Source organism: Nocardia paucivorans NBRC 100373, from assembly GCF_000308675.1.
GTDB classification, from domain to species: domain Bacteria; phylum Actinomycetota; class Actinomycetes; order Mycobacteriales; family Mycobacteriaceae; genus Nocardia; species Nocardia paucivorans.
Genome location: NZ_BAGE01000002.1, coordinates 67,881 through 92,018, shown reverse-complemented (window position 1 = coordinate 92,018; position 24,138 = coordinate 67,881). Strand labels below are relative to the sequence as shown.

Sequence of the window (24,138 nt, the reverse complement as noted above, 5' to 3'; positions counted from 1 at the left end):
GTCGGCAGACACGTAAGCGGTATCGCACTGAAAAGGAGGCTCGTGACGCGCTGGCCGAGACTTCGCAGGCGGTCCGTCGGGGCACCTATGTTCCAACTTCGACGTTGACCGTTGAACAGGCGTGCTCGGATTGGTTGGCGGGTAAGCGGGTCCGTGGAACGACTGCTACGAATTACGCGAATGCACTGCAACCTATTCGGGATCGGTACGGCGAAGAACCGGTGCAGAAGATATCGAAGCGGCACCTGGACGACCTTGTTACCGATCTGCTTGCCGGGACCGCCAAGAAAGCCAACGGCCGGGACCGGAGGCCCTGGGCGCCGGAAACGGTTAATGCCACCTTGGACCGATTCGAGACGGTATTGGATTCTCTGATTGCTCAAGGCAAATTGGTTCGCAATGTTGCTGCGCTGGTCGACAGGGTGCCGGCCAAACGGAAGAAGCGGCATAACACTTTCTCCGAGGATGAGGTACGAAAGGTGCTGGCGGCGGCGTCGAAGGATCGCAACGGCCATGCTTGGCACCTGGCGTTGTCCGGTCTTCGTCGCGGTGAGATCGGTGGGCTTCGGTGGTCGGACATCGACCTGGAAGGCGGGACTTTGACCATCGCCAACAACCGGGTGTCGGTGAATGGACGGGCCGAGGAGTACGAAACAAAGTCGGAGGACTCGGACCGCACCCTGCCGTTGACGGCGACGTTGAAGGCAGAACTGAAGGCAGCGCGCAAACGGCAGGCGGCGGAGAAACTGGCGCTCGGTGAGGCGTACGGCCCCGGGACACACGTGGTGGTCGACCCAGCCGGCTACCCGTACCATCCGGACACCCTGACGGACTACTGGGAGAAGATCACCAAGGCGGCGAAGGTGCGGCGGATTCGGCTGCATGACGCTCGTCACACTTGCGGCACGTTGATGCATCTTCAGGGTGTGCCGATCGCGGTGATATCGGAGTGGTTGGGGCACGCTGACAGCGCCTTCACGATGCGGACCTACGTGCATTCCCAGAACGACGCGCTGGCCTCCGCAGCGGGCACGTTGGAGGCTGTTGTGACAAACCGTGACAAAACGGATTCAGCGGTACCGCGCAAGAAGCGGCGGCGGAATCGGAAAACGGCTGGTTAAAGCCTGTTCCCGAGTGGAGCCGCCTGGGGGAATCGAACCCCCGACCTTTTCATTACGAGTGAAGCGCTCTACCGACTGAGCTAAGGCGGCATGCCGTTCGGCGTGGCGAGTCTATCGTCTCCTACCGCCGAACGCGAAAACGGGTGGTCAGGGGGCTTGCGCGGCAATGAGGCCCGCGACCATGGCCGCCACCGCAAAACGCGGTTTGACATTGTGGTCCAAGGCCTCACGACAGGCGAGGACGGCTTCGACCGACCGCAACAGACCCTCGGGACGTATCCGTTCGGCCAGGTCACGGGCCTGATCGGCCATATCGGGGTGGTACAGGGTGACATCGGTGGCCGCTGCGCCGGTTCCGAAACGCAGGGCCAGGGCATCGCGGTAGAGGCCGGCCACATCGATGAGGGCGCGGTCGAGGGCATCGCGGCCGGTGCGGGTGGCACGGGACTTCTGGCGGCGTTCGAGGTCTTTGAGCACACCGGCGGAACCGCGGGTGGCGCTCGCAGCGCCTTTCCCGGTGCCACCGGCGCCGAGGGCGGTCGCGAGCTCTTCCCGTTCGCGTTCGTCGCGGTCGGCGTTCAACTGCTTGGCCTCGTCATCGGCGGCCTTGACCAGTTCGTCGGCGGCGGCATAGGCGGCACCGGGGCGGGATACCGCGGCCACCAATGCCAGGGCTCGTTTGCGCCGGGTCCGGGTTTCCTCATCGGTGGCGAGCCGGCGCGCCCGCCCGATATGGCCGCCGCTGACCGCGGCTGCCCACGCCGCGGTCTTCTCGTCGATCCCGTCCTGTTCCCGCAGAACCCGCGCGATCGCCGGGACGGACGGTGTCACCAGATGCATATGTCGACACCGGGATCGCAGGGTGATCGATATGTCCTCCGGGTCCACCGACGGGGCGCACAGTAGGAACACCGTCCGGTCCGGCGGCTCCTCGACCACTTTCAACAGCACATTGCCCGCTGCTTCGGTGAGACGATCGGCGTCCTCGATCACCACCACCTGCCAGCGGCCGGTACTCGGCCGACGGGCCGCGATCTGCACGATCTCGCGCATTTCCTTGGTGGAGATGCTCAACCCCTCGGGAACGACACGACGCACATCACCGTGTGTACCGGCCATGGTGGTGGTGCAGGCATGACAGCGACCGCAGCCCGGCGTGTCCAGGTTGGTGCACTGTAGGGCGGCGGCAAAACAGAGGGCGGCGACGGACCGGCCCGAACCCGGTGGTCCGGTGAACAGCCACGAATGTGTCATCGCCCCCGCCACCACCCCCGACCGGGCGGCGACCGCGGCGGCGGTCAGCGCGGATTCCACCGCTTCCTGGCCGACCAGACGATCGAAGACACCCGCCATGCGCTACACCCTAATGGGCCCGGTGTCCGTACCGACCATCCACGGCCGACCCGAGGCGAGGAGCCGGAAACAGTGGCATCGAAACCATCCGAGCACGGGTGGTCGGGTACGTTACTCCGACTCGCCACCCGACCGCGACGATGCACGGCTCGTCGCCTTCTTGGCCGTCGCCTTGGTCGCGGTCTTCTTCGCCGGAGTCTTCTTCGCCGTGGTCTTCGTGGCGGTGGCCTTCGCCGCGGCCTTCTTGGTGGAGGTCTTCTTCGCCGCTGTCTTCTTCGCGGCCTTCTTCACCGGACCGCGCGCCCGCCGATCGGCCAGCAGCTCCGAGGCGCGCTCGTCGGTGATCGTTGCGACATCGTCGCCTTTGCGCAGGCTGGCGTTGGTTTCTCCGTCGGTGACATACGGGCCGAACCGACCGTCCTTGATCACCATCGGCTTCCCGGTGGCCGCATCCGTACCGAGTTCCCGCAGCGGCGGTGCCGCCGCGGCCTGTCTACCGCGGCGTTTGGGTTCGGCGTAGATCTTCAACGCCTCCTCCAGGGTGACCGTGAAGATCTGGTCCTCGGAGGCCAGCGAACGAGAATCGGTGCCCTTCTTCAGGTAGGGACCGTAACGACCGTTCTGGGCGGTGATCTCTTCCCCCGACTGCGGGTCGACACCGACCACACGGGGCAGCGACAGCACCTTCAGGGCCTCGTCGAGGGTGACGGTTGCCGGGTCCATGGACTTGAACAACGAACCGGTTCGCGGTTTCGTGGTCGACTTCTTGGTCGTTTTCTTGTCGTTCGTCGAATCTTCGACCGGCTCGGGCAGGATCTCGGTGACGTACGGGCCGAACCGGCCCTCCTTGACCACGATTTCATGTCCGGTCACCGGATCGACGCCGAGGGAGCGTCCCTCCTGTGGGGTGGCGAACAGCTTTTCGGCCACCTCGGGCGTCAGCTCGTCGGGGGGAAGGTCATCGGGCAGATTCGCGCGCTGGGAGACCGGCTCGCCGTCGCGAGCGTTCGGGTCGGTGACCATCCGTTCCAGATACGGGCCGTATCGACCGACCCGCACCACGACATCGCGGCCTTCCGCATCGGTGAACAGCTTGATCGAATTGACCTCGCGGGCGTCGATCTCGTCGAGCCGATCACCGACCATCTTCTTCAACCCACCGGAACGGGCGACCGACCCCTCGGCCCCGTGATCACCACCGAAGTAGAACCCGGTCAGCCAGTTGCCACGCCGCTCCCGACCGGCCGCGATGGCGTCCAGATCGTCTTCCATGGCCGCGGTGAAATCGAAGTCGACCAGCCGGCCGAAATGCTCCTCCAACAGGCCGACCACGGAGAACGCCACCCACGACGGCACCAACGCACTACCGCGTTTGTACACATAGCCGCGGTCGAGAATGGTCTTGATAATCGACGAATAGGTGGACGGCCGGCCGATACCCAGCTCTTCCAGGGTTTTGACCAGCGACGCCTCGGTGTAGCGGGCGGGCGGGTTGGTGGCGTGCCCGTCCGGGGTCAGTTCGACCGCGGTGACGGCCTCGCCCTCGGACAAGTCGGGCAGGCGGTTCTCCGCGTCGTCGGACTGACCGCCCGCCTCCTCGTCGACGCTCTCCACATACGCCTTCAGGAAGCCCGGAAAGGTGATGGTGCGTCCGGATGCCGCGAATACGCATTCCTCGCCGGTCCCGGCGGTGCCGGTGATCCGCACCGTCAGGGTGGTGCCCCGGGCGTCGGCCATCTGCGAGGCGACCGTGCGCTGCCAGATCAGTTCGTAGAGACGGAACTCGTCCTCGTCGAGCCGCGAATGCAGCTGACCGGGCGTGGCGAAGGTATCGCCGGCGGGTCGGATGGCCTCGTGCGCCTCCTGAGCGTTCTTGACCTTCCGGTTGTACTGGCGCGGAGTGGGGTGCAGGTATTCCGCTCCGTAGAGCTGGGTGGCCTGGGTGCGGGCGGCCTGGATGGCCGACTCGGACAAAGTGGTCGAGTCGGTGCGCATATAGGTGATGTAGCCGTTCTCGTACAACCGCTGTGCCACCCGCATGGTGCGTTCCGAGGTGAACCGCAGTTTGCGGCCCGCCTCCTGTTGCAGCGTGGACGTCATGAACGGCGCATAGGGTTTGCGGGTGTAGGGCTTGGACTCGACCGACGACACCGTGAGGTCGGCGCCGTCGAGCGCTTCGGCCAGCCGGCGGGCATAGGCCTCGTCCAGCACGACGACCCGTGGCGCGCCCAGCGTATTCGTCTGGGAAGGGGCCTTGAGCCGCCCATCGGGGCCGAAATCTCGGCCGGTGGCGACACGAGAGCCATCGATATCGATCAGCCGCGCCGCGAAGGTACGCGGGTTGGTGGTGTCCGCCGCACCGCCCGCGTCGAGCTTGGCGGCGATATCCCAGTACTCCGCCGAGCGGAATGCCATTCGCTCGCGTTCCCGCTGCACGATCACCCGGGTGGCGACCGACTGCACCCGGCCCGCCGACAACCGCGGCATGATCTTCTTCCACAGCACCGGGCTGACCTCGTAGCCGTAGAGCCGGTCCAGGATGCGGCGGGTCTCTTGGGCGTCGACCAGGTCGTTGTCCAGTTCCCGGGTATCGGCGGCGGCCGCGCGGATGGCCGGTTCGGTGATCTCGTGGAACACCATTCGCCGGACCGGAATCTTCGGCTTCAGGGTTTCCAACAGATGCCAGGCGATGGCCTCACCTTCCCGGTCGGGGTCGGTGGCCAGGTACAGCTCGTCGGCCTCGGCGAGCAGGCCCTTGAGTTCGGTGACCTTGCTCTTCTTATCCGGGTTGATGACGTAGATGGGTTCGAAGTCGTTGTTGACATCGACCCCGAGGCGGGCCCATTCCTGACCCTTGTATTTGGCCGGGACATCGGCCGCACCGCGCGGCAGATCCCGGATATGGCCGACGGAGGCCTCCACCGTGTAGCCGCGGCCCAGATAGGGCGCGATCTTGCGGGCCTTGGTCGGGGACTCGACGATCACGAGACGACGCAGGGGGCGCCCCTGGTCGGCTGCACTGCGGTCTCGTGTTGCCACCGGTGGATACACCTTTCCTCTCGACCTGCTCGGCACCACTGGCGCGGGCGCGGCTGGGGTAATGGCGGCAACAAACGTTCGAAGCCACCAGAGACGTTTATACCTTGACGCTGCGCATGGTCGAGCGGTTGCGAGAAACCACGGGCACAGGCGTCGACGCGTTCAGTATGCAGGGTCGCGGGTCGGCCATACCGCGCGGTGTGATGCGGATCTACCCAGATACAGCTCGTCCCTCACCACCATAACGGGGGTGAGGGACGAGCAGAATGTCCCGTGCTCAGCTGAGCGCGCGGACCCCAGTGGCCTGCGGGCCCTTGGTGCCCTGGCCAACCTCGAACTCGACCTTCTGGTTCTCCTCGAGGGTACGGAAACCCGAACCCTGGATCTCGGAGTAGTGAACGAAGACGTCAGCGGAGCCATCCTCCGGCGCGATGAAGCCGAAACCCTTCTCCGCGTTGAACCACTTCACAGTTCCCTGTGCCATTCTGTTCCTTCTCTTTTCTTACTCGGAACGGCGGACAACTGGGTTTCGTCCACCGGGCCCGTTCCGACCGCTGCACTGTTGGCTTCTTTCCGATGAAAACCGCCTTGTACACCGGTCGCAACATCGATCCCCTGCCGACGGTTTGGACTTTACATCCGTCCCTCGAACACAGAAGCTTGCGACCAGGACCCAGTGAACCATGTCTTCAAGCAATTCGACAGCGGAGTTACCGACAATTTGCAAAAAAGCTGATCTTGCGAATGCGCAGATAAGGATTGGATTGCTGTATTCTGAACTTCCGGTATGTTTGCCTCTCGATAACCAGGATTCGGTCCGGCAACCCTACTGTGACCCAGATCGCTATTGGGTATCGAAATCGCAGGTAGCGCAACTTGGACGCGCACGTTTCACACTTTCTGGCCGCCTGGAAGGCTTGGCGCCGTGAACCCCCCGGGTGAAGAACGCCGATCAATGGACACGATCGGCTCCAGTTACGGCCAATTGTTGCTGAATTGTGTCCTGAAAGGCAAGCCTGACGGGGAACTCCAACCAACCCATATCGCAGAGCTTCCGGAACGCGCCGCCGCGATCGCCGACTGGCCGGCATGGGTTGCCCCCGCGGTTGTCGACGCATTACGAGCCACGGGTATCGATGTCCCGTGGCGTCATCAGATCGCAACCGCCGAAGCGGCGATCTCGGGCCGCCATGTCGTGGTCGCCACCGGCACCGCCTCGGGCAAATCGCTGGGTTACCAACTGCCGGTGCTGAGCACACTGCTCGACGACCCCCGAGCGACCGCGCTCTACCTGGCACCGACGAAAGCACTCGGCGCCGACCAACTGCGGACCGTAGCCGCACTCACCCATGAGGGTCCGCTCCGCGATATCCGCGCCGCCGCATACGACGGCGATACCCCGGGCGAGGTCCGGCAATGGGTTCGGACCAGTGCCCGCTGGGTCTTCACCAACCCCGACATGCTGCACCTGGGAGTGCTACGCGCCCACCCGCGCTGGGCGCGCCTGTTGCGCCGCCTGCGCTTCGTAGTGATCGACGAATGCCATGCCTACCGAGGAGTATTCGGTTCGCATGTGGCGCTGGTGCTGCGCCGGCTGCGGCGCTTGGCTGCGCACTACGGGGCCGAACCGGTTTTTATCCTGTGTTCGGCGACCACGGCGGACCCCGCGGCGGCGGCATCCCGACTGATCGGCGCGAACTGTGTTGCGGTCACCGAGGACGGCTCCCCGCGCGGCCCACGCACGGTGGCGTTCTGGGAACCTCCGTTGCTGTTCGAAAGCGGCGGAGAAAACGGCGCACCGGTGCGCCGGGGAGCGGCCACGGAGGCCGCCCGAATCACGGCCGAACTGGTGCTCGCGGGTGCGCGGACGCTCGCCTTCGCTCGTTCCCGCCGCTCGGCCGAGCTCATCGCCATGGATACCCGCAGACTGCTGTACGAGATCGACCCGGTGGTGGCCGAACGGGTGGCCGCCTACCGGGGCGGCTACCTGCCGGAGGACCGGCGAGAGTTGGAGGAAGGGCTGGCCAACGGTTCACTGATGGCCGTTGCGACCACGAACGCGCTGGAACTCGGGGTGGATATCGCCGGCCTGGATGCGGTCGTGCTGTCCGGTTTTCCGGGCACGGTGGCCTCCTTCTGGCAGCAGGTGGGCCGGGCGGGCCGGGACGCCCGTGGCTCGTTGGCGCTACTGGTAGCCCGCAACGATCCCCTCGACACCTACTTGGTGCACCACCCTCGAGCACTACTGGAACGACCGGTCGAGGCCACGATCACCGATCCGGGCAACCCCTATGTCCTCGGCCCGCATCTGCTGTGCGCGGCAACGGAACTGCCGCTCACCGACGAGGAGGTGGCGCACTTCGGGGGCGACCGGATCATCCGTGACCTGGCCGCTCGAGGCCTCATCCGCCGACGGGAGAAGGCGACCGCCGGGATGGCGCGCTGGTTCGTCACCGCCGCAACCGAACCGCACGACTCCGTGGATGTTCGTGGCGGTATCGGTTCGCCGGTGGCCATCGTGGACAGCGAGACCGGCCGACTACTCGGCACCGCCGACGCCGCCCGCGCCCCCGCCACGCTGCACGAAGGCGCGGTTCACCTGCATCGGGGCGAAACCTATGTCGTCGAAGAACTGGATCTCGACACCGGCATCGCATTCGTCCGCGCCGACGACCCCGGCTGGACGACCAACGCCCGCCAGGTCACCTCCATCGAGATCGAGCAGGTACTGGATCATCGGATGTATCGCGGGGTGACCACCGCGCTGGCGGAGGTTCGGGTAACCGGGCAAGTGGTCGGTTACCTCCGCACATTGCCGACCGGGGAGATTCTCGACCTGGTGGAACTGGATCTACCCACCCGAACCCTGCCCACAACCGCTGTGTTCTACGCCGTGACCGCCGAACTGCTCGAACGAGCGGATATCGACCCCACCGAGCTGCCCGGCGCGCTCCATGCCGCCGAACACGCCGCGATCGGCCTGCTACCGCTGGTCGCTACCTGCGACCGGTGGGATATCGGCGGTGTCTCCACCGCCGAACACCCGGATACCGGCCTGCCCACCGTATTCGTCTACGACGGACAACCCGGGGGTGCGGGCTTCGCCGAACGCGGATTCACCCAACTCCGCAGCTGGCTGACGGCCACGCTCGATGCCATCGACTCGTGCGGCTGCGGCTCCGGGTGTCCGTCCTGTGTGCAGTCGCCCAAATGCGGGAACGGCAACACTCCTCTGGACAAGGCGGCCGCGGCCCGGTTGCTGAGGGTGGTGGTCGCCGACCTGGCCTCCGAACCGGGAGATGGGCTCGCAACCACGTCCTGAGCACGCAATATTTCGGCAGAACAAGGAGTTCGGAAACTCGGTCAATTGTCCAGTTATTGCGCCCGGCAGCGGATACCAATGCGTCGTTAACCGAATGATTGCCATTCCCGATTCAACCCACCCGTCCACAACATATTGCCTCATTCCCCGGTTCCACGTGGAGAATCTTTGACGACGCAACAATTCCGGTTGCTATGTAATTCGAATAATTCCCGTTAACAAATTTCGGCGCGGATGCTTCACTCCCCTGGTTCGATCCGACCGGCCCGCGCGATCGCGCGTACGCTGTGCGAGCCGAACACGCCTCCCGGCACTTCTTCCTCCACCGAGATCACCGCATCCCAATCGATGACTTCGCAGCGGGTGAGCCGAACCCTCATCCGGCGAGTGAGGGCCTCCGCCTCTGCGCAACCGGCCTCGGCACCGCGCAGGAGCGCGCTCGCCGCGGCAAGCGCTGCAAGATCGGCACCGGCCTGTGCATGGTGCCGCGCCACCGCGACAGCGCCGACCTGTACCACCGCGACCGTCACCATGAGAAGTCCGACCAACGCCAGAGCCGTCGCCACACTCGCCGCGCCCCGGTCATCCCGCCACCCCCTTCGTTTCGTCACGGTATTTCTCCCGGTTCCACAATGGCGACCGCCTCTGCTCGCAACACCAGCAGGGGCAGCAGCGGCGACCCGGCGGAGACCCGGACAATCACATGGTCACCCTCTCGCCGAATGGCTATACCCGCGTTCTCCGGCGCTATTCGCCGCGCCGCCGCCACCGCATTCACCCGATCCCCCCGGGCATCCAACCGAGCGGCTTCCCGCGCCGCATCGACACACCGCACCTGGGTCGATGCGGTCAGCACGGCACCGATACACAGCGCGACGGCGACGGCGATCGCTCCCAACGCGATCGCTGCCTCGACCGTCACCCCGCCCCGGTCACCACGAAGCGAACCCGCATCCGGCCGTATCCACGCCGCGGCCGCTACACCCCGGTGTTCAACGCTTTGTCGATGATCTTCGTCAAGGCATCCGGGATACTGTCTCCGGTCACCACCCCGTACAGCACGGCGCCGAACGCCGCTGCCGCGATCGTGCCGATCGCATATTCGGCGGTACTCATCCCCTCCTCCCCATTCCAGAACCGCAACAGCCGGGCCCGCACCTCCCACGACATCGCATGCGATCCCTGGATCGCCCGCCGTACCGAATCGATACGCATTAGCTTCCCCTCTCTCCCCCGTCCGCACGGCCCATCCATACGGACACGTCTCGTTCACCGGCTCGGGTGATGCGTTCACAGCAGACCCCCGTCGAGCACCCGCGTGGCCAGACCGATGATCACGGGCACGATCCCCAGGCAGATGAATGCCGGCAGAAAACACAGGCCCAGCGGACCGCCGATCCACACTCCCGCCCGCTCGGCCCGGGCCGCGGCCATATCCTCGACCTCCTCGCGGCGCCGGCTCGCCAGCTCGCTCACCGCATCCGCCAGCGCAGAACCCGAACGCGCCGAACGCCGCACCATACGTGCCAGCGATTCGAACTCCGGTGTGGTCACGGTGGCGGTACCGGACCTCCCCCACGCGAGAGCCGGGTCTGCGCCCAGTGCGAGCAGATCGGCCGATCGGCGTAGTGCCGTTCGCAAAGTTTGCGGAGCGCTCGGGAGGACCGCGCGGACCGCCGTGGCGGTCGGCAGGCCCGCGCGCAGGCAGGCCGCCAGGAGATCGAAGACGGTTGCGGCCGCAAGCGGATCCACGCGCACCCGATCGGAACCGCGGACCGATTTACGCGGTCGCTCGGGCGTACCACGCAGGCGAACGATCACCGGACGCGGCGCCGGGATAAGCAGTACCGCCGCCGCCGAGAGTAGGTACGACAGCCCCACCACAGAGTTCATCTCGATCTCCGTGGGTCGCGCGCGCCTCTGTACCGCCACTGTTCGGGCTTTCGGTGCCCCACCGTGTACGTCACGGAACAGCCATGCCGGGAACGCACCCACCTCGGGTGGGATCGTTCTCGGAAACCTTTCACAGCAATACCTTTCGGGTGATGGCATCGGTCCAGAGCAGACCGGCGCAGGCCAATGCGGTACCGAGCGGAAGTAGATAGGTGCCGGTGGTGGATACGAACAGGACTCGCAACGGTTCGGCACCCATCAGCTGTCCCAGCACGATCCCGAGCACCGGCAGTCCGGCCAGGACCGTAGCGGTGGCGCGCGCACCCGCGAGAGCGGCATCGGTACGGTTACGGAACCGGATGCGGCCGCTCAGATCCGTACGGGCCGCGGTCAACAGCTCGGCCAGGGCTAGCCCGTATCGTTCGGCCACCTGCCACGCATCGGCGATCCGGTCGAGTTCCACGGCGATCACCGAGCCGGGACACCGCAGCCCATCGGCTCCGGAACCACCGAGCCGGGAACGCGCCGAACTCACCGCGAAGACCTGCGCCGCTATCCCTTCCGCTTCCTCCGAGGCAGCCTGGGCCGCGGCGCTCGGATGCGCGCCGACGCGCAGTTCACCGATAACCGTCTCCAATGCGGCAAGTAGTCGGCCGCATTCGTCACGGTGGCGGCGGTCTCGGTGTATCCACCGCATCCTGATCACGATCGTGCCCAGGACGAGTATCACGGCGATGAGTGGACCACTCCCGAACGCGAACGCCACGACGCAGCCGATGCCGAGGCCGCAACGAAGCAGGATCGCCGTGGTGGGGTGCCACGGTCGTGTCCTTCGGCCGAACAGGTCACCGAACCGCCGCCGCCCCGCCGCGGGCGGTACGAGCAACAGGGCGAGCGCGCCGCATATCAGGGGGGCGCTCATGGTCGCAGCCGATCGTGCAGTAGACGGTCCAGCGTGGTCCGCGCGGGGGTGGGCTCTGTAGCATCGGCGCACCACGCGGGGTCGATGCGGACATGGCCTCCGTCATCACGGGTGACCACGCCGATCTCCCGCAATCCACGGGATCCGTCGGCCCGCCGGTATACATGCAACACCACTTGGACCGCTGCCGCGAGCTGGCTGTGCAGGGCGGCGCGGTCCATACCGCCGAGCGCGGCGAGCGCCTCCAACCTGGCGGGGACCTCCCGGGGGGAGTTGGCGTGTACGGTGCCCGCTCCGCCGTCGTGCCCGGTATTGAGCGCGGTGAGCAGGTCACCGACCTCCGCGCCGCGCACCTCACCCACAACGATCCGATCCGGACGCATCCGCAGGGCCTGCCGGACCAGATCGCGCACGGTGATCTGTCCGGCGCCCTCGATATTGGCGGGACGGGCAACCAGCCGAACGACATGTGGATGCGGTGGGGCCAGTTCCGCCGCATCCTCCACGCAGATGATCCGTTCCTGCGGGTTCACTTCGGCGAGCAATGCGGACAACAAGGTCGTTTTGCCCGCCCCGGTACCGCCGACGACCAGAAAGGCCAACCGAGCGCGGACGATTTGCCGAAGTAACGCCTCCGCCTCGGCAGGGACGGTGTTCAAGGCGGCGAGTGCGTCCAACCCCTGGGTCGCCGGCCGCAGAACACGCAGCGACAGGCAGGTCCCACCATGGGCGATCGGCGCCAACACCGCGTGCAGTCGGACGCCCAGGGTTTCCCCACGTGCGACATCGAGCGCGGGCAACCGCCCGTCCACCCAGGGTTGCGCATCGTCGAGGCGGCGCCCCGCGGCAAGCGCGAGCCGCTGCGCCAGTCTGCGCACCGCTATCTCGTCGGGGAAGGTGATCGAAGTCTTCTCCAGCCCACGGCCTCGGTCCATCCACACGGCGTCCGGTGCGGTGACCAGGACATCGGCGATATCGGGGTCGTGCAGCAGCGGCTCCAGCACCCCCGCACCGGTCAGCTCGGTCTGGAGTAATCGGAGCGCACGTAATAAATCGGTATCGCCGAGCATCCCGCCGGACTCGGCACGGATCGCCGCCGCCACCCGGGCAGGTTCCGGTGCGCCGGATTCACCCGCCAGCCGCTCCCGGACCCGTTCCAGTAGGTCGGCGGTGACCACCCCGGTGGTTTCCGACGTGGTCACCGGTTCGGGGGCGCTCGACGCGGACCGTCGCGTCCGGGACCGCAGCACGGGTGGCGGCGCGGGTAACGCCGAGTTCGCACCGAAAAGCTCTGTCTCGTCGGTCATCCTGCCCTCCGCTCGGCCGGAGGTTCCAGCACCGCCAGCACCGCATCGCATGCCTCGCGCAGCGGTCCGCGCCGCAACCGCAGACCACCGCGTTCGAGCCGAGCGGACAGGCCCGGTTGGGCACGAACGGCCGCCAGTAACGGCAGATCGAGTATTTCGGCGATTTCGTGACCACGGAGATTTCCCGGCGCGGGGCCGCGAACCACGAGTGCCTGATTCGGGTTTCGGGATGCTATCCATCCGGTGACGGCCTCGGCCGCGGCAACAGCTCTGATCCGTGCAGGCACCACGAGCACCACCAGGTCGGCCACCTCGAGTACCTGAGTGGCATGCGGACCGCGCTCACTGGATATATCGCAAACGACCAGGTCGCCCGCACCGCGACCGGCCTCGATCACCGCGTGGACCGCGGCGGAGCCGAGATCGCCGGAACATGGCGCGCCGCGAGCGCACGACAGCACCGACAGTCCGATACCGGCCTCGGGAAGGGCGTTGTGCAGGGCGGCGGCGGCCACGCGTCCGTCGTCGACCACGAGATCCGGCCAACGCAGGCCCGGCGCCTGCTCGATACCGAGCAACAGATCGAGTCCCCCACCGTAGGGCGCACCGTCGACCAATATGGTGCGCGGACGGAAGCCGGTACCGGCCGATCGCAATGCCGTGGCCGCCGCCAGGGTCGACGCTCCGGCACCGCCGCCGGTGCCCGCGACGGCCACGACGATCCCGCCGTCGGCGCGGCGCTCGGCGTGTTCGGCGAATTTCTCGATGAGTCCGACCGCGGCGTCCGGTAGCGCCACGACCCGTTCGGCGCCGACGAACGCGGCGGCCCGCCAGTCGTCCAGACCGGGTTCGCCCTCGGTGACCATGACGATGCCGGACCGCCGAGGATGCCCGGCGGCGGCGTACCGGAGAGCGGCCTCGGTATCGAGGACGATGAGCGACGCGGTGACCCATGGGTGTCTACCAATGGGTGGTTCGTGTTCCTCGAGCTGTCGCCCGGCCGCCGCGGCGACGCGACGGACTTCTTCACGCAACCGCCCCTCGCCGACGAGCGCCAGGGCCGGGGTCGCGTGTTCCGCTGTCGGATCGTGGTCCATGCAGGCCAGCCTCGCCGAAACAACGGCGGATCGATCGGCCCTGATACCGAATGTGGATAACTCCGGAGCTGTGGACAACTGTGAAGAATTCCGCGACCGGCGCCGTCACAGTGGGATCGGAGGAGAGGCCGCCGATGGAATGAGCATGCCGGAATGGCCACGACGAAATATTTCCGCGTCACTCCGAAAATCGTGTGCCGCCCGTAAATAGAGGACGGCCCCAGCCGGGGGGGGAGGAGGCTGGGGCCGTCGGGTTCAGCCCCGGGGGGTCGGGCTGAACGCGCCTGGAACATGTCCAGGTGCCAGCAATACTACACCCAAGAACCGGCCACCATGCAAGTCCGACTCGGGAAAAGATCCTTGTGTCGTGTTACCTACAGCACAGCCGGAAAAGCCACCGGGTATGACCGCCGAGTGAGGCGCGGGAGACCGGATCCGCACAATTGCGATGCCTATCCTGGACGTGTGACCGCCCTTGGCAACACAACAGGATCTCCGAACGACGCGAGCTGCCGGAACGGCCGTATCGCCGCCTTTTTCGACCTCGACAAAACACTGATCGCGAAGTCGAGCGCATACGTATTCAGCAAACCCTTCTTCGCCCAGGGGCTGATCAATCGTCGTACCGTTCTGGAGAGCAGCTATGCGCACTTCATGTTCCTACTCTCCGGAGCCGATCACGATCAGATGGAACGAATGCGGGCACATCTGACCGATATGTGCGCCGGCTGGGATGTCGAGCAGGTGAGATCGATCGTGTCCGAGACACTTCACGAACTGGTCGAGCCGCTGATCTACGCGGAGGCGCTCGATCTGATCGCCGATCACAAGATCCGCGGCCACGATGTGGTCATCGTCTCCGCCTCGGGTGAGGAGATCGTCGGGCCGATCGCCGAGGCGCTGGGCGCCACCCACACCGCGGCAACCCGTATGACCGTGGTGGACGGCAAGTACACCGGCGAGGTGGAGTTCTACTGCTACGGCGAGGGCAAGGTCACCGCGATGGAAAAGCTTGCCGCCGAGGCGGGGTACGACCTGTCCCGGTGCTACGCCTATTCCGACTCGATCACCGATCTGCCGATGCTCGCCGCGGTCGGTCACCCCACGGCGGTGAATCCCGACCGGAATCTGCGTCGCGAGGCGACGGCCCGGGGTTGGCCGATACTAACCTTTTCCAATCCGGTATCACTATGGGCGCGATTCCAGGCACCGTCGTCGACAACCCTGGCCGCGGTCGGAGTGGGCCTGAGCGCGATGGTCGCAGGTGCGCTCACCTACCGTTTCCTACGCCGCCGCTGATCCCGGCCGGCTCCCACCGGGCATACACCAACAGTGAGAAGATTCACTGCGCTAACCGCCATTGATGGGCTGACGACCAGGAATTTCGAGCTAGAACTCCGATCGAAATTCCGAGGTTCGATACCCGGTCGGCACTTGCTGTGAGTGCGCTCACAGTGGTAAAAATGGAGGCACGGAAGGACGGAAGGCCAAGGCTGAACCGGAAGAGAAGGTGCAGTCTCCCGACCATCCTTCCCGGCACGGACGCCAGGAACCCACGCGGAGCTCGCCGCGATAAAGGCAAAAGCGTTGTGGGCCTGCGAAATCCGGATCGCCGGCGGCGATGCCTCGCACAGTCTGCGGGGATGAGCCGTGGTGAGCCCCGGAGGAACGCCGAGGCCGTGAACACAACCCATTCCAGCACGCTTGGTACCCCGGCGGTCCGTGCTAGCGGGCGGTGAGGTCGTCTACAGCGACAACGCCGCCCGCTTCGATGTGTACGCCCCTATCAGCCGGCGGCGGCATTCGCGATCGACATCGCCTCGCGCGCACCGTCCTCCAGTGCGCCGCAGCACAAAATCACCCAGCCGCCGACTCCTTCGGCGGTCCCGGTGGCGAATCCGGCGGCGCCATCCAGATACGCCTGCCGCCGCCGCAACCAGAACACTTCGGGCACTCCCAGAGCATGCGGGTCCAGCCCGCTGGACACCGTGACCAATCGAGCGGCCGCCCGCGCCACGATCCCGTCCGCGGAACCGAAGGGTTGGAGAGAGAGCAGCTCACCGTGCACCACGGCGGCCACCACCGGGGCCGGCGCCGCGGATCCGAGCACCGTCTGCGCGAGTAGATCCAGGCGCTCGGAAACCCCCGTATCGGCCCGAGGGCGGCCCAGCCGGTCCTTGTCCTCCACCAGGTCCGCCGCGGCGAGCAGATGTAGACGGGCCAATGCCTGCAACGGCGCCCGCTGCCAGACACCGGTCAGATTACGCAGACCATCCCCGTCCAATGCCTGCCCCACCCGCAGCGCACCGGCCAGAATCGGATCGGGGGCACCATCGGCAGGCAGTTGGGTACTGCCACCGTCGATCGCCGCCGAGGAACGCGCCGCCCGCACCGCTGCCTCGGCGGCCGTGGCGGGCCAACCGCGTCGGTTCGCCTTGTGTCGATGGACCTCGGCGAGGGCGTCACGGGCCTTGTCGGCGGCCGCGCGCACACCGGGCAGGTCGACGAGAGGTTGCAGCGGATCGGTCACGGGACGAGGCTACTGCCGCGGGCCCGGTCACCCCACGAGCAGGTCCCGTCCCGGAATCGCCGCGAGCAATCGCCGGGTGTATTCCTCCCGCGGGGCGGTGAAGATTTCCTCGGTGCCCGCTGCCTCGACGATACGACCGCCCTGCATGACAAGCACCTCATCGGCGATCTGCCGAACCACGGCGAGGTCGTGTGTGATGAACAGGTAGCTCAGGCCGAGCCGATCCTGCAGTTCATCGAGCAGGTTCAGGATCTGCGCCTGGACCAGGACGTCGAGTGCGGACACGGCCTCGTCGCAGACCAGCAGTTCCGGTCCCGACGCCAGCGCGCGGGCAATTGCCACCCGCTGCCGCTGTCCACCCGACAGTTCGCTCGGGTAACGACCGAGCACATTGGCGGGCAGCGCCACTTGGTCGAGCAACTCCCGTATCCGGGCCTCACGTTCCGCTCGGGTGCCGATGCCGTGGATACGCAGCGGCTCGAGCAGGCAGCGGTGGATCGAGTACATCGGGTCCAGGGATCCGTACGGGTTCTGGAACACCGGTTGCACGCGTCGGCGGAAACCGAGTTGTTCGGCGTGGTTCATCCGGGTGATGTCCTTGCCGTCGAAACGGACCGACCCCGAGCTCGGGGATATCAGCCCCAGGACGAGCTGAGCGACAGTGGATTTCCCGGACCCCGATTCACCGACCAGGGCGGTGGTGGTGCCGCGACGAAGCCGAAACGAGATATCCTCCGCCGCCACGCGTTCCGTCGACTTCCAGGGCACCGATCCTCGGACCCGATATCTCTTGGTGAGCCGGTCGGCCGCCAGAATCGGAGCCGTTTCCGGCGCGGCTTCGTCCATCACATCACCCGCCGGTCCGGCGGTGACCGATATCCGGCTCCGCCGTTGCGGGCGGCGCGCCGATGCCAGTGAGGGTGCCGAGTCCACCAACCTCCGGGTGTATTCGTGACGCGGGTCGCGCAGTAGCTCGGCCGCGGGGCCGGACTCCACGACCCGCCCCCGGTACATCACCACCAGGTGCTCGGCGCGTTCGGCGGCCAGCCCCAGATCATGGGTGATGAGTAGCATCGCGGTCCCGAGTTCCGAGGTGAGCCTGCCGATATGGTCGAGTATCTGCCGCTGCACGGTCACGTCCAGGGCCGAGGTCGGTTCGTCGGCGATGAGCAGGTCCGGCCGCCCGGAGAGGGCCATGGCTATCAGCGCACGCTGCCGCAGTCCGCCGGACAGTTCGTGCGGATACCGGTCGAGCCGGTACTCGGCATCCGGTATCCCGGCTGCTTCGAGCAGTTCCACGGCGCGCTCCCGAGCCGCCCGGCCGCGGGCGATACCGTTCGCGGCGAGCGTTTCCCGGAGCTGGAAACCGATCTTCCACACGGGGTTCAGGTTCGACATCGGATCCTGCGGTACGAAACCGATCCCGGTTCCCCGCAACCGCACCAGTTGTGCCCGCGAGGCCTCGGTCAATTCGCGGCCATCGAAACGAATGCTTCCGGACACCACTCGCCCCCCGCGCGGCAGCAGACCGATGATCGCATGGGCGGTGGTCGATTTCCCGGACCCGCTCTCCCCAACGACGGCAACGGTCTGTCCCCGATGGACGGTCAGGTCGACACCACGCACCGCATCGACCTGGTTCGCCCCCGTCCCGAAGGCGATACGCAGATCGCGGACCGTCAGGAGCGGGCTGTCGGGATCGATTGTGGTCGGCCGACCGGTCATGGGCGCCTCCTGCGAGATTTGGGATCGAGGGCGTCACCCAGCGCGTCACCGAGCACGATGAACCCGAGTACGGTCAAGGCCAGCGCGGCAGCCGGATAGAAGAGGATCAGCGACCCCCCGCGCAACTGCTGCTGACCGGTGGCGATATCGGCGCCCCAGGAAATCTCCGTCGGCGGCAGCCCGACACCGAGGAACGACAGGGTCGCCTCCGTGACGATGAAAACACCCAACCAGATGGTGGTCACCACGAGCACCGGCCCGAGCGAGTTCGGCAGGACATGCCGTACCAGAATGTCGAACCGCGAGGCTCCCAGCGCCTGCGCCGCCAGTGTGTACTCGCTGTTCTTGGCGGAGATGACCGCCCCGCGCGCGATCCGCCCCGCCTGTGGCCAGGTGAATCCGGCCAGGGTGACGATCACCAGCCAGATGGTGCGCTCCTGCGACAACTGCATGAGCACGATGGCCGCGAGCATGAGCGGTATTGCATAGACGATCTCGGAGATACGCGAGATGATCGAATCGAGTGCGCCGCCATAGTAGCCGGCAAGCGCCCCCAATGTCGCGCCGACCAGTACGAACAGCAGGGCCGCGCCAACCCCGGTCAGTACCGAGGCGCGAGCCCCGTAAACGGTGCGCGCGTAGATATCACAGCCCTGTAGATCGAATCCGAACCAATGGTGCGCGTTCGGCGGCAGCAGACTGTTCTCGATCACGCAGTACCGCGGGTCCTGATCGGTGAACAGTCCGGGAAACGCCGCGACCACCAGCACGATGACAATGAGCGCGACGGAGACGAAGAACAGCGGATTGCGCCGCAATCCCTGCCATGCCTCCCCCCACAGCCCCCGCGGTGCCCCGCTGATATCCACCCGGTCGACGGCCTCGACCGGCACCTCTTCGGGAGGCGCGACCCAACGCTGTTGCCCCGGCCGAATCGGGGACCGCTCATCGGGCATGACCACACTCCTGTTCAGGCATAGCGGATCCGCGGATCGAGAACCACGTACAGCAGGTCCACCACCAAGTTGGTGAGCAGGAAGACGACGATCAGTACGGTGACGAAGGAGACCACGGTCGGCGCTTCTCCCCGTACCACGGCCTGATAGAGCGTGCCGCCGATACCGGGGATATTGAAGATGCCCTCGGTGACGATGGCGCCGCCCATCAACGCGCCCAGATCAGCCCCGACGAAGGTAACCACCGGGATGAGTGAATTGCGCAGAATGTGTACGGTCACCACGCGCCGCCGACCCAGTCCCTTCGCGGTCGCGGTGCGCACATGGTCGGCGTCCATGTTTTCCGCGATCGAGTTCCTGGTCAGCCGCAGCACATAGGCGAACGACAGCATGCCGAGCACCAGGGCGGGAACGACGAGTCTGGAGAAACTCGCGTTCGCACCCACCGTGACCGGCGCGATCCCCCATTCGACCCCGAAGAAGTACTGGGCCAGAAAACCCAGGACGAAGACCGGTATCGCGATCACCACCAGGCTGAGCACCAACATGATCGAGTCGAACGGTCTGCCCTTGCGCAGACCGGCGAAGACCCCGAAGAGCACGCCGAAAACCGTTTCGAACACCACGGCCAGGAAGGCCAATCGGAAGGTGATCGGGAACGCACGGGCCAGTTCGTCCTTCACCGGCCGCCCGGAGAACGAGGTGCCCAGATCGAGGGTGAAGATTCCCTTCAGGTAGTACAGATACTGCACCAGGAACGATCGGTCGAGGTGATAGCGGGCGCGCAGTTGCGCTTCCAGGGCGGGGGTCAGGGTGCGCTCACCGGCGAACGCGGCGACCGAGCCCCCGGAGACCCGATAGATCAGGAAGTAGATCAGCAGGGTCGCGCCGAAGAACACCGGGATCATCTGCAGCAGTCGCCGCCCGATGTACCACGCCATAGGTTCTCCTCGTAGTCTCCCGGAATCGCGTTCGCCAACCGCTCATTTCAGCTCGATGTTTTCGAAGTCGGCCAACCCGTTCCAGGCGAAGATGACATTGTGGACCCGTTCGGAATAACCGGCGGTGTTCACGTAGTCGAAGATCGGGATGGTCGGCAGATCACGCAACAGCACCTGCTGGGCCCGCCCGACCCACCGCCACGACTCGGATTCGGTGGGCGCCGCCTCGGCCGCCGCGATGAACGAGTCGAATTCTGGGTTGCGGTAGTCGAAGTCGTTGGTCTCCGAATGGCTCAGGAAACTCGGTTCCAGGAACTGCAACATGGTGGGATAGTCGCCCTGCCAACCGGATCGGAAGGCCCGGCCGACGCTGCGGGTGGTGATCCGGTCCCGCAACTGTTTGAACGTCGGATATGCGATACCCACCGCATCGATGCCCAGTGTGTTCTTGATGCTGTTGGCAACGGCATCCACCCAGGGCTGGTGGCCACCATCGGCGTTGTAGGCGATCTCGAAACGACCACTCCACGGCGATATCTCGTCGGCGCGCGCCCATAGCCGGCGCGCCTGGTCGGGGTTGTATTCGAGTACCTCGGCACCGGGTAGGTTCGGATCGAAACCGGGTAGCACGCTCGAGGTGTAGTCACGCGGGGGTTTGCGGGTACCGCGGAAGATCTTGTCGGCGATGGCCTGCCGGTGAATCGCCATCGATATGGCGTGTCTGCGCAGCTGTCCCTCCTCACCGTCGAAGTGCGGTAGGCCCGGCTGGGTTCCGATCCACTGGTTCTGCGCCGTCGGCGCCTGAACGGCCCGGTCGCCGAGATCGTCGTCCACAACGGTCAACGCGCTCACCGGAACGGTGTCGAGCACATCCAGATTGCCGGCGAGCAGATCCGAGTAGGCGGCCTCGAAATCGGAGTAGAAGATGAAGGTGAGGCCTTTGTTTCGGGCCGGACGACCGCCGCGATAGGTTTCGTTGGGGACCAGCTCCAGTTTCACGTCGTGCTGCCAGGCATCGCCGTCGGCGAGGCGGTAGGGGCCGTTGCCGATGGGGTGCTGCCCGAACGCCTCCATATCCCGAAACGCCGCCTCAGGCAACGGATAGAACGGGGCGTAGGCCAGTCGGGTGCGGAAATCGATGGTGGGAGCCACCAGATCCACGGTGAAGGTGAGATCGTCGATCACCCGAAGGCCCGACATCGTCTGCGCGCGTGGTGGGTCCGCCTGGACATCGTCGAATCCCACGATGGGCGCGTAGGTATAGCTCTGCAACTGCGCATTGGTGATCAGTGCGCCGTAGTTCCAGGCGTCCACGAACGAATGGGCGGTGACCGGGGAACCGTCGCTGAACGTCCACCCCGGTTTCAACCTGATCCGGTAGTGCTGCTGGTCGGTGGTCTCGATGGACTCGGCCACCTCGTCGTGCAGGCCGCCGTCGGCATCGATGCGGCGCAACCCGGCGAACAACCGGTCCACGATGCGACCGCCACCGTTCTCATTGGTGTTGGACGGCACCAACGGGTTCTGCGGTTCCGACCCGTTGACGGCGATGGACTCGCCCAGGGCCGGGGTCACCGTGCAGGCGGGCAGGGCGGCGGCGCACACCAGCAGCAGCACCAGTCCGATGATCCGGGTCACCGTCCACGCGCCGCGCACCTGTACCCCCATCCCCTACCACGAAGAGTCGACCGTTCGACCATAGCCACCGCACCCGTGACCTGTCCGGTGGTGCGCCGGATCACCGGCGAGTTTTCCGAGGCCGTTACGTATGACACCACCGGTGCCTGCGCCGGAAACATGGGAGGAACTTCTCGACGTGGCGCAGGTAACAGTTAGGGTCGAGAGCGGCCCGCATACGCAGGTGATCCGAAGGAAGTGACGAGATGACCGAAACCGCCGAACACTCGGAGGCGTATCCGCCCAGCGCGGAGTTCACGGCCGACTCGAACGTCGATGCCGGTATCTATCAGCGCGCCGAGCAGGATCGTGAGGCGTTCTGGGCAGAACAGGCCGGACGTTTGCACTGGCACCGTCCGTGGACCCAGGTGCTGGACTGGTCGCAGGCCCCGGTCGCGAAATGGTTCGTCGACGGCCAACTGAACGTCGCCTACAACTGCGTGGACCGTCATGTCCTCGACGGGTACGGCGACCAGGTGGCCATCCATTTCGAGGGCGAGCCCGGCGACTCCCGGTCCATCACCTACGCCGAACTGCTCGACGAGGTGGGTCGGGCGGCCAACTACCTCACCGAACTCGGACTCGTCGCGGGCGACCGGGTCGCGATCTACATGCCGATGATCCCCGAGGCCATCGTCGCCATGCTGGCCTGCGCGCGACTCGGGCTACCGCATTCGCTGGTGTTCGCGGGCTTCTCTCCGGCCGCGCTGCGGCAGCGTATCGACGATGCCGGCGCGCGGCTGGTCATCACCACCGACGGCCAGTGGCGCCGCGGTAAGACCGCCCCGCTCAAGGAGGCCGTGGACGAGGCACTCTACGCCCACGGCGATGTGCCGGCCTCCGTCGAACATGTGCTGGTGGTCCGCCGAACCGGTATCGAGGTTCCGTGGACCGAGGGCCGCGACCTGTGGTGGCACGAGACCGTGGCCGGCGCCGACCCGAAGCACGAGGCCCAGCCCTTCGACTCCGAACACCCGCTGTTCATCCTCTACACCTCGGGCACCACGGGAAAGCCCAAGGGCATTCTGCACACCAGCGGTGGATACCTCACCCAGGTCTCCTACACCCACCATGTGGTCTTCGACCACAAACCGGGGCGCGACGTCTACTGGTGCACCGCCGATATCGGCTGGGTGACCGGACACAGCTACATCGTGTACGGTCCGCTGTCCAATCGGGTCACCCAGGTCGTCTACGAGGGGACGCCGAATTTCCCTGACGAACACCGGCATTGGCAGATCATCGAGAAGTACGGCGTCAGCATCTACTACACCGCCCCGACGCTGGTGCGCACCTTCATGAAATGGGGCCGAGAGATTCCGGATTCGCACGATCTGTCCAGCATCCGGGTGCTCGGTTCGGTGGGCGAACCCATCAATCCGGAGGCCTGGCGCTGGTATCGCGAGGTGATCGGCGCGAACCGCGCGCCCATTGTCGATACCTGGTGGCAGACCGAGACGGGCGCCATCATGATCTCGCCGCTGCCGGGCATCACCGCCGCCAAACCGGGCGCGGCCATGGCTCCGCTACCCGGCATCTCCGCGCAGGTCGTCGATGAAGAGGGCAATCGGGTCGAGCTCGGGGAGACCGAGGCCAACGGCTATCTCGTCCTGGACAAGCCCTGGCCGTCGATGCTGCGCGGCATCTGGGGTGATATGGAGCGTTACAAGGCCACCTATTGGGACCGGTACGCCGAGCGGGGCTGGTACTTCGCCGGCGACGGCGCCAAACTCGACGCCGACGGCGACCTGTGGGTACTCGGCCGCGTGGACGATGTCATGAATGTTTCCGGCCATCGGATCTCCACCGCCGAGGTGGAATCCGCGCTGGTCGGGCACGCCGGGGTGGCGGAGGCCGCGGTGGTGGGCGCCAGTGACGAGACCACCGGACAGGGCATCGTCGCCTTCGTCATCCTCACCGCCGGCACCACCGATACCGGTGACGCGCTGGTGGACGAGCTCAGGAGCGTGGTGGCACGGGAGATCAGTCCGATCGCCAAACCTCGGGAGATCCACGTGGTGCCGGAGTTGCCCAAGACCCGCAGCGGCAAGATCATGCGGCGTCTGCTTCGTGATGTCGCCGAGGGGCGGGAGCTCGGAGATACCTCGACGCTGGTGGATCCGAAGGTCTTCGAGGCGATCCGAACGAGTCGCGCATAGGTAGCTCCGTCTTCGGGTCGGGTCACCGCGTGTGGCCCGACCCGAGGATTTACATACCAATCGGTTTCCATTGCGGACGGACCGTTAGACTGGCTT

The 24,138-nt window shown here is 66.1% G+C and carries 19 protein-coding genes and 1 tRNA gene; 4 read left to right on the top strand and 16 right to left on the bottom strand.

The window, feature by feature from the left end; genetic code table 11:
- Positions 1-1,121, top strand: a 1,121-nt coding sequence (locus ON32_RS01385) for a tyrosine-type recombinase/integrase (protein ID WP_083873857.1), incomplete at its 5' end; no start/stop codon positions are given.
- A gap of 14 nt (positions 1,122-1,135) precedes the next feature.
- Here ON32_RS01385 and ON32_RS01380 read toward each other — a convergent pair.
- The 4 genes from ON32_RS01380 to ON32_RS01365 all read right to left on the bottom strand — a co-directional run bounded on the left by ON32_RS01380 (position 1,136) and on the right by ON32_RS01365 (position 5,997).
- Positions 1,136-1,211 (bottom strand) — tRNA-Thr (locus ON32_RS01380).
- Positions 1,212-1,268: 57 nt separating this feature from the next.
- Positions 1,269-2,474 carry a DNA polymerase III subunit delta' gene (locus ON32_RS01375; protein WP_040788067.1) on the bottom strand — a complete coding sequence of 402 codons (1,206 nt, stop codon included), beginning with the start codon at positions 2,472-2,474 and terminating at the stop codon, positions 1,269-1,271.
- 111 nt (positions 2,475-2,585) lie between these two features.
- Positions 2,586-5,513 carry a type I DNA topoisomerase gene (gene topA, locus ON32_RS01370; RefSeq protein WP_051132750.1) on the bottom strand — a complete coding sequence of 976 codons (2,928 nt, stop codon included), beginning with the start codon at positions 5,511-5,513 and terminating at the stop codon, positions 2,586-2,588.
- 277 nt (positions 5,514-5,790) lie between these two features.
- The gene (locus tag ON32_RS01365) at positions 5,791-5,997 is read right to left on the bottom strand and encodes a cold-shock protein (protein ID WP_011206895.1); all 207 of its coding nucleotides are present in this window, start codon (positions 5,995-5,997) and stop codon (positions 5,791-5,793) included.
- A gap of 471 nt (positions 5,998-6,468) precedes the next feature.
- On the opposite strand from ON32_RS01365, the gene sftH reads away from it, so the two are divergent.
- Positions 6,469-8,835 (top strand): DEAD/DEAH box helicase, encoded by a 2,367-nt coding sequence (gene sftH / locus ON32_RS01360; RefSeq protein WP_040788064.1) that lies wholly within the window; start codon positions 6,469-6,471, stop codon positions 8,833-8,835.
- A gap of 239 nt (positions 8,836-9,074) precedes the next feature.
- Here sftH and ON32_RS01355 read toward each other — a convergent pair whose 3' ends face one another.
- The 7 genes from ON32_RS01355 to ssd all read right to left on the bottom strand — a co-directional run bounded on the left by ON32_RS01355 (position 9,075) and on the right by ssd (position 14,054).
- Positions 9,075-9,446 (bottom strand): Rv3654c family TadE-like protein, encoded by a 372-nt coding sequence (locus tag ON32_RS01355; RefSeq protein WP_051132744.1) that lies wholly within the window; start codon positions 9,444-9,446, stop codon positions 9,075-9,077.
- Positions 9,443-9,757 carry a TadE family type IV pilus minor pilin gene (locus ON32_RS01350; protein ID WP_040788060.1) on the bottom strand — a complete coding sequence of 105 codons (315 nt, stop codon included), beginning with the start codon at positions 9,755-9,757 and terminating at the stop codon, positions 9,443-9,445. The genes ON32_RS01355 and ON32_RS01350 overlap by 4 nt, the downstream gene beginning before the upstream one ends.
- A gap of 56 nt (positions 9,758-9,813) precedes the next feature.
- The gene (locus ON32_RS01345) at positions 9,814-10,005 is read right to left on the bottom strand and encodes a DUF4244 domain-containing protein (protein ID WP_040788099.1); all 192 of its coding nucleotides are present in this window, start codon (positions 10,003-10,005) and stop codon (positions 9,814-9,816) included.
- 120 nt (positions 10,006-10,125) lie between these two features.
- Positions 10,126-10,728, bottom strand: coding sequence for a type II secretion system F family protein (locus ON32_RS01340; protein ID WP_174361593.1), 603 nt, complete (start codon positions 10,726-10,728; stop codon positions 10,126-10,128).
- A 130-nt stretch (positions 10,729-10,858) separates the two neighbouring features.
- Positions 10,859-11,650, bottom strand: coding sequence for a type II secretion system F family protein (locus ON32_RS01335; protein ID WP_040788059.1), 792 nt, complete (start codon positions 11,648-11,650; stop codon positions 10,859-10,861).
- Positions 11,647-12,957, bottom strand: coding sequence for a TadA family conjugal transfer-associated ATPase (locus tag ON32_RS01330; protein ID WP_083873847.1), 1,311 nt, complete (start codon positions 12,955-12,957; stop codon positions 11,647-11,649). The genes ON32_RS01335 and ON32_RS01330 overlap by 4 nt, the downstream gene beginning before the upstream one ends.
- The gene (gene ssd / locus ON32_RS01325; protein ID WP_051132742.1) at positions 12,954-14,054 is read right to left on the bottom strand and encodes a septum site-determining protein Ssd; all 1,101 of its coding nucleotides are present in this window, start codon (positions 14,052-14,054) and stop codon (positions 12,954-12,956) included. Before ssd ends, ON32_RS01330 begins: the two co-directional genes overlap by 4 nt.
- Positions 14,055-14,519: 465 nt before the next feature.
- Between ssd and ON32_RS01320 the strand changes: the two genes are divergently transcribed.
- Positions 14,520-15,353, top strand: a complete 834-nt coding sequence (locus ON32_RS01320) for an HAD-IB family hydrolase (RefSeq protein WP_040788058.1) — start codon at positions 14,520-14,522, stop codon at positions 15,351-15,353.
- 487 nt (positions 15,354-15,840) lie between these two features.
- Here ON32_RS01320 and ON32_RS01315 read toward each other — a convergent pair whose 3' ends face one another.
- Genes ON32_RS01315 through ON32_RS01295 form a run of 5 tightly spaced genes read right to left on the bottom strand, consistent with a single transcriptional unit; the run spans position 15,841 to position 21,874 of the window.
- Positions 15,841-16,584 (bottom strand): Fic family protein, encoded by a 744-nt coding sequence (locus tag ON32_RS01315; protein ID WP_040788057.1) that lies wholly within the window; start codon positions 16,582-16,584, stop codon positions 15,841-15,843.
- 27 nt (positions 16,585-16,611) lie between these two features.
- Positions 16,612-18,309, bottom strand: a complete 1,698-nt coding sequence (locus tag ON32_RS01310; RefSeq protein ID WP_040788056.1) for a dipeptide ABC transporter ATP-binding protein — start codon at positions 18,307-18,309, stop codon at positions 16,612-16,614.
- Complete coding sequence (locus ON32_RS01305; protein WP_051132749.1) at positions 18,306-19,265, bottom strand: ABC transporter permease; 960 nt, start codon at positions 19,263-19,265, stop codon at positions 18,306-18,308. Before ON32_RS01305 ends, ON32_RS01310 begins: the two co-directional genes overlap by 4 nt.
- A gap of 14 nt (positions 19,266-19,279) precedes the next feature.
- Complete coding sequence (locus tag ON32_RS01300; RefSeq protein ID WP_040788055.1) at positions 19,280-20,206, bottom strand: ABC transporter permease; 927 nt, start codon at positions 20,204-20,206, stop codon at positions 19,280-19,282.
- 42 nt (positions 20,207-20,248) lie between these two features.
- Complete coding sequence (locus ON32_RS01295) at positions 20,249-21,874, bottom strand: peptide ABC transporter substrate-binding protein (RefSeq protein WP_051132741.1); 1,626 nt, start codon at positions 21,872-21,874, stop codon at positions 20,249-20,251.
- A 215-nt stretch (positions 21,875-22,089) separates the two neighbouring features.
- On the opposite strand from ON32_RS01295, the gene acs reads away from it, so the two are divergent.
- The gene (acs, locus tag ON32_RS01290) at positions 22,090-24,042 is read left to right on the top strand and encodes an acetate--CoA ligase (RefSeq protein ID WP_040788054.1); all 1,953 of its coding nucleotides are present in this window, start codon (positions 22,090-22,092) and stop codon (positions 24,040-24,042) included.
- The last annotated feature ends 96 nt before the right edge of the window (positions 24,043-24,138 follow it).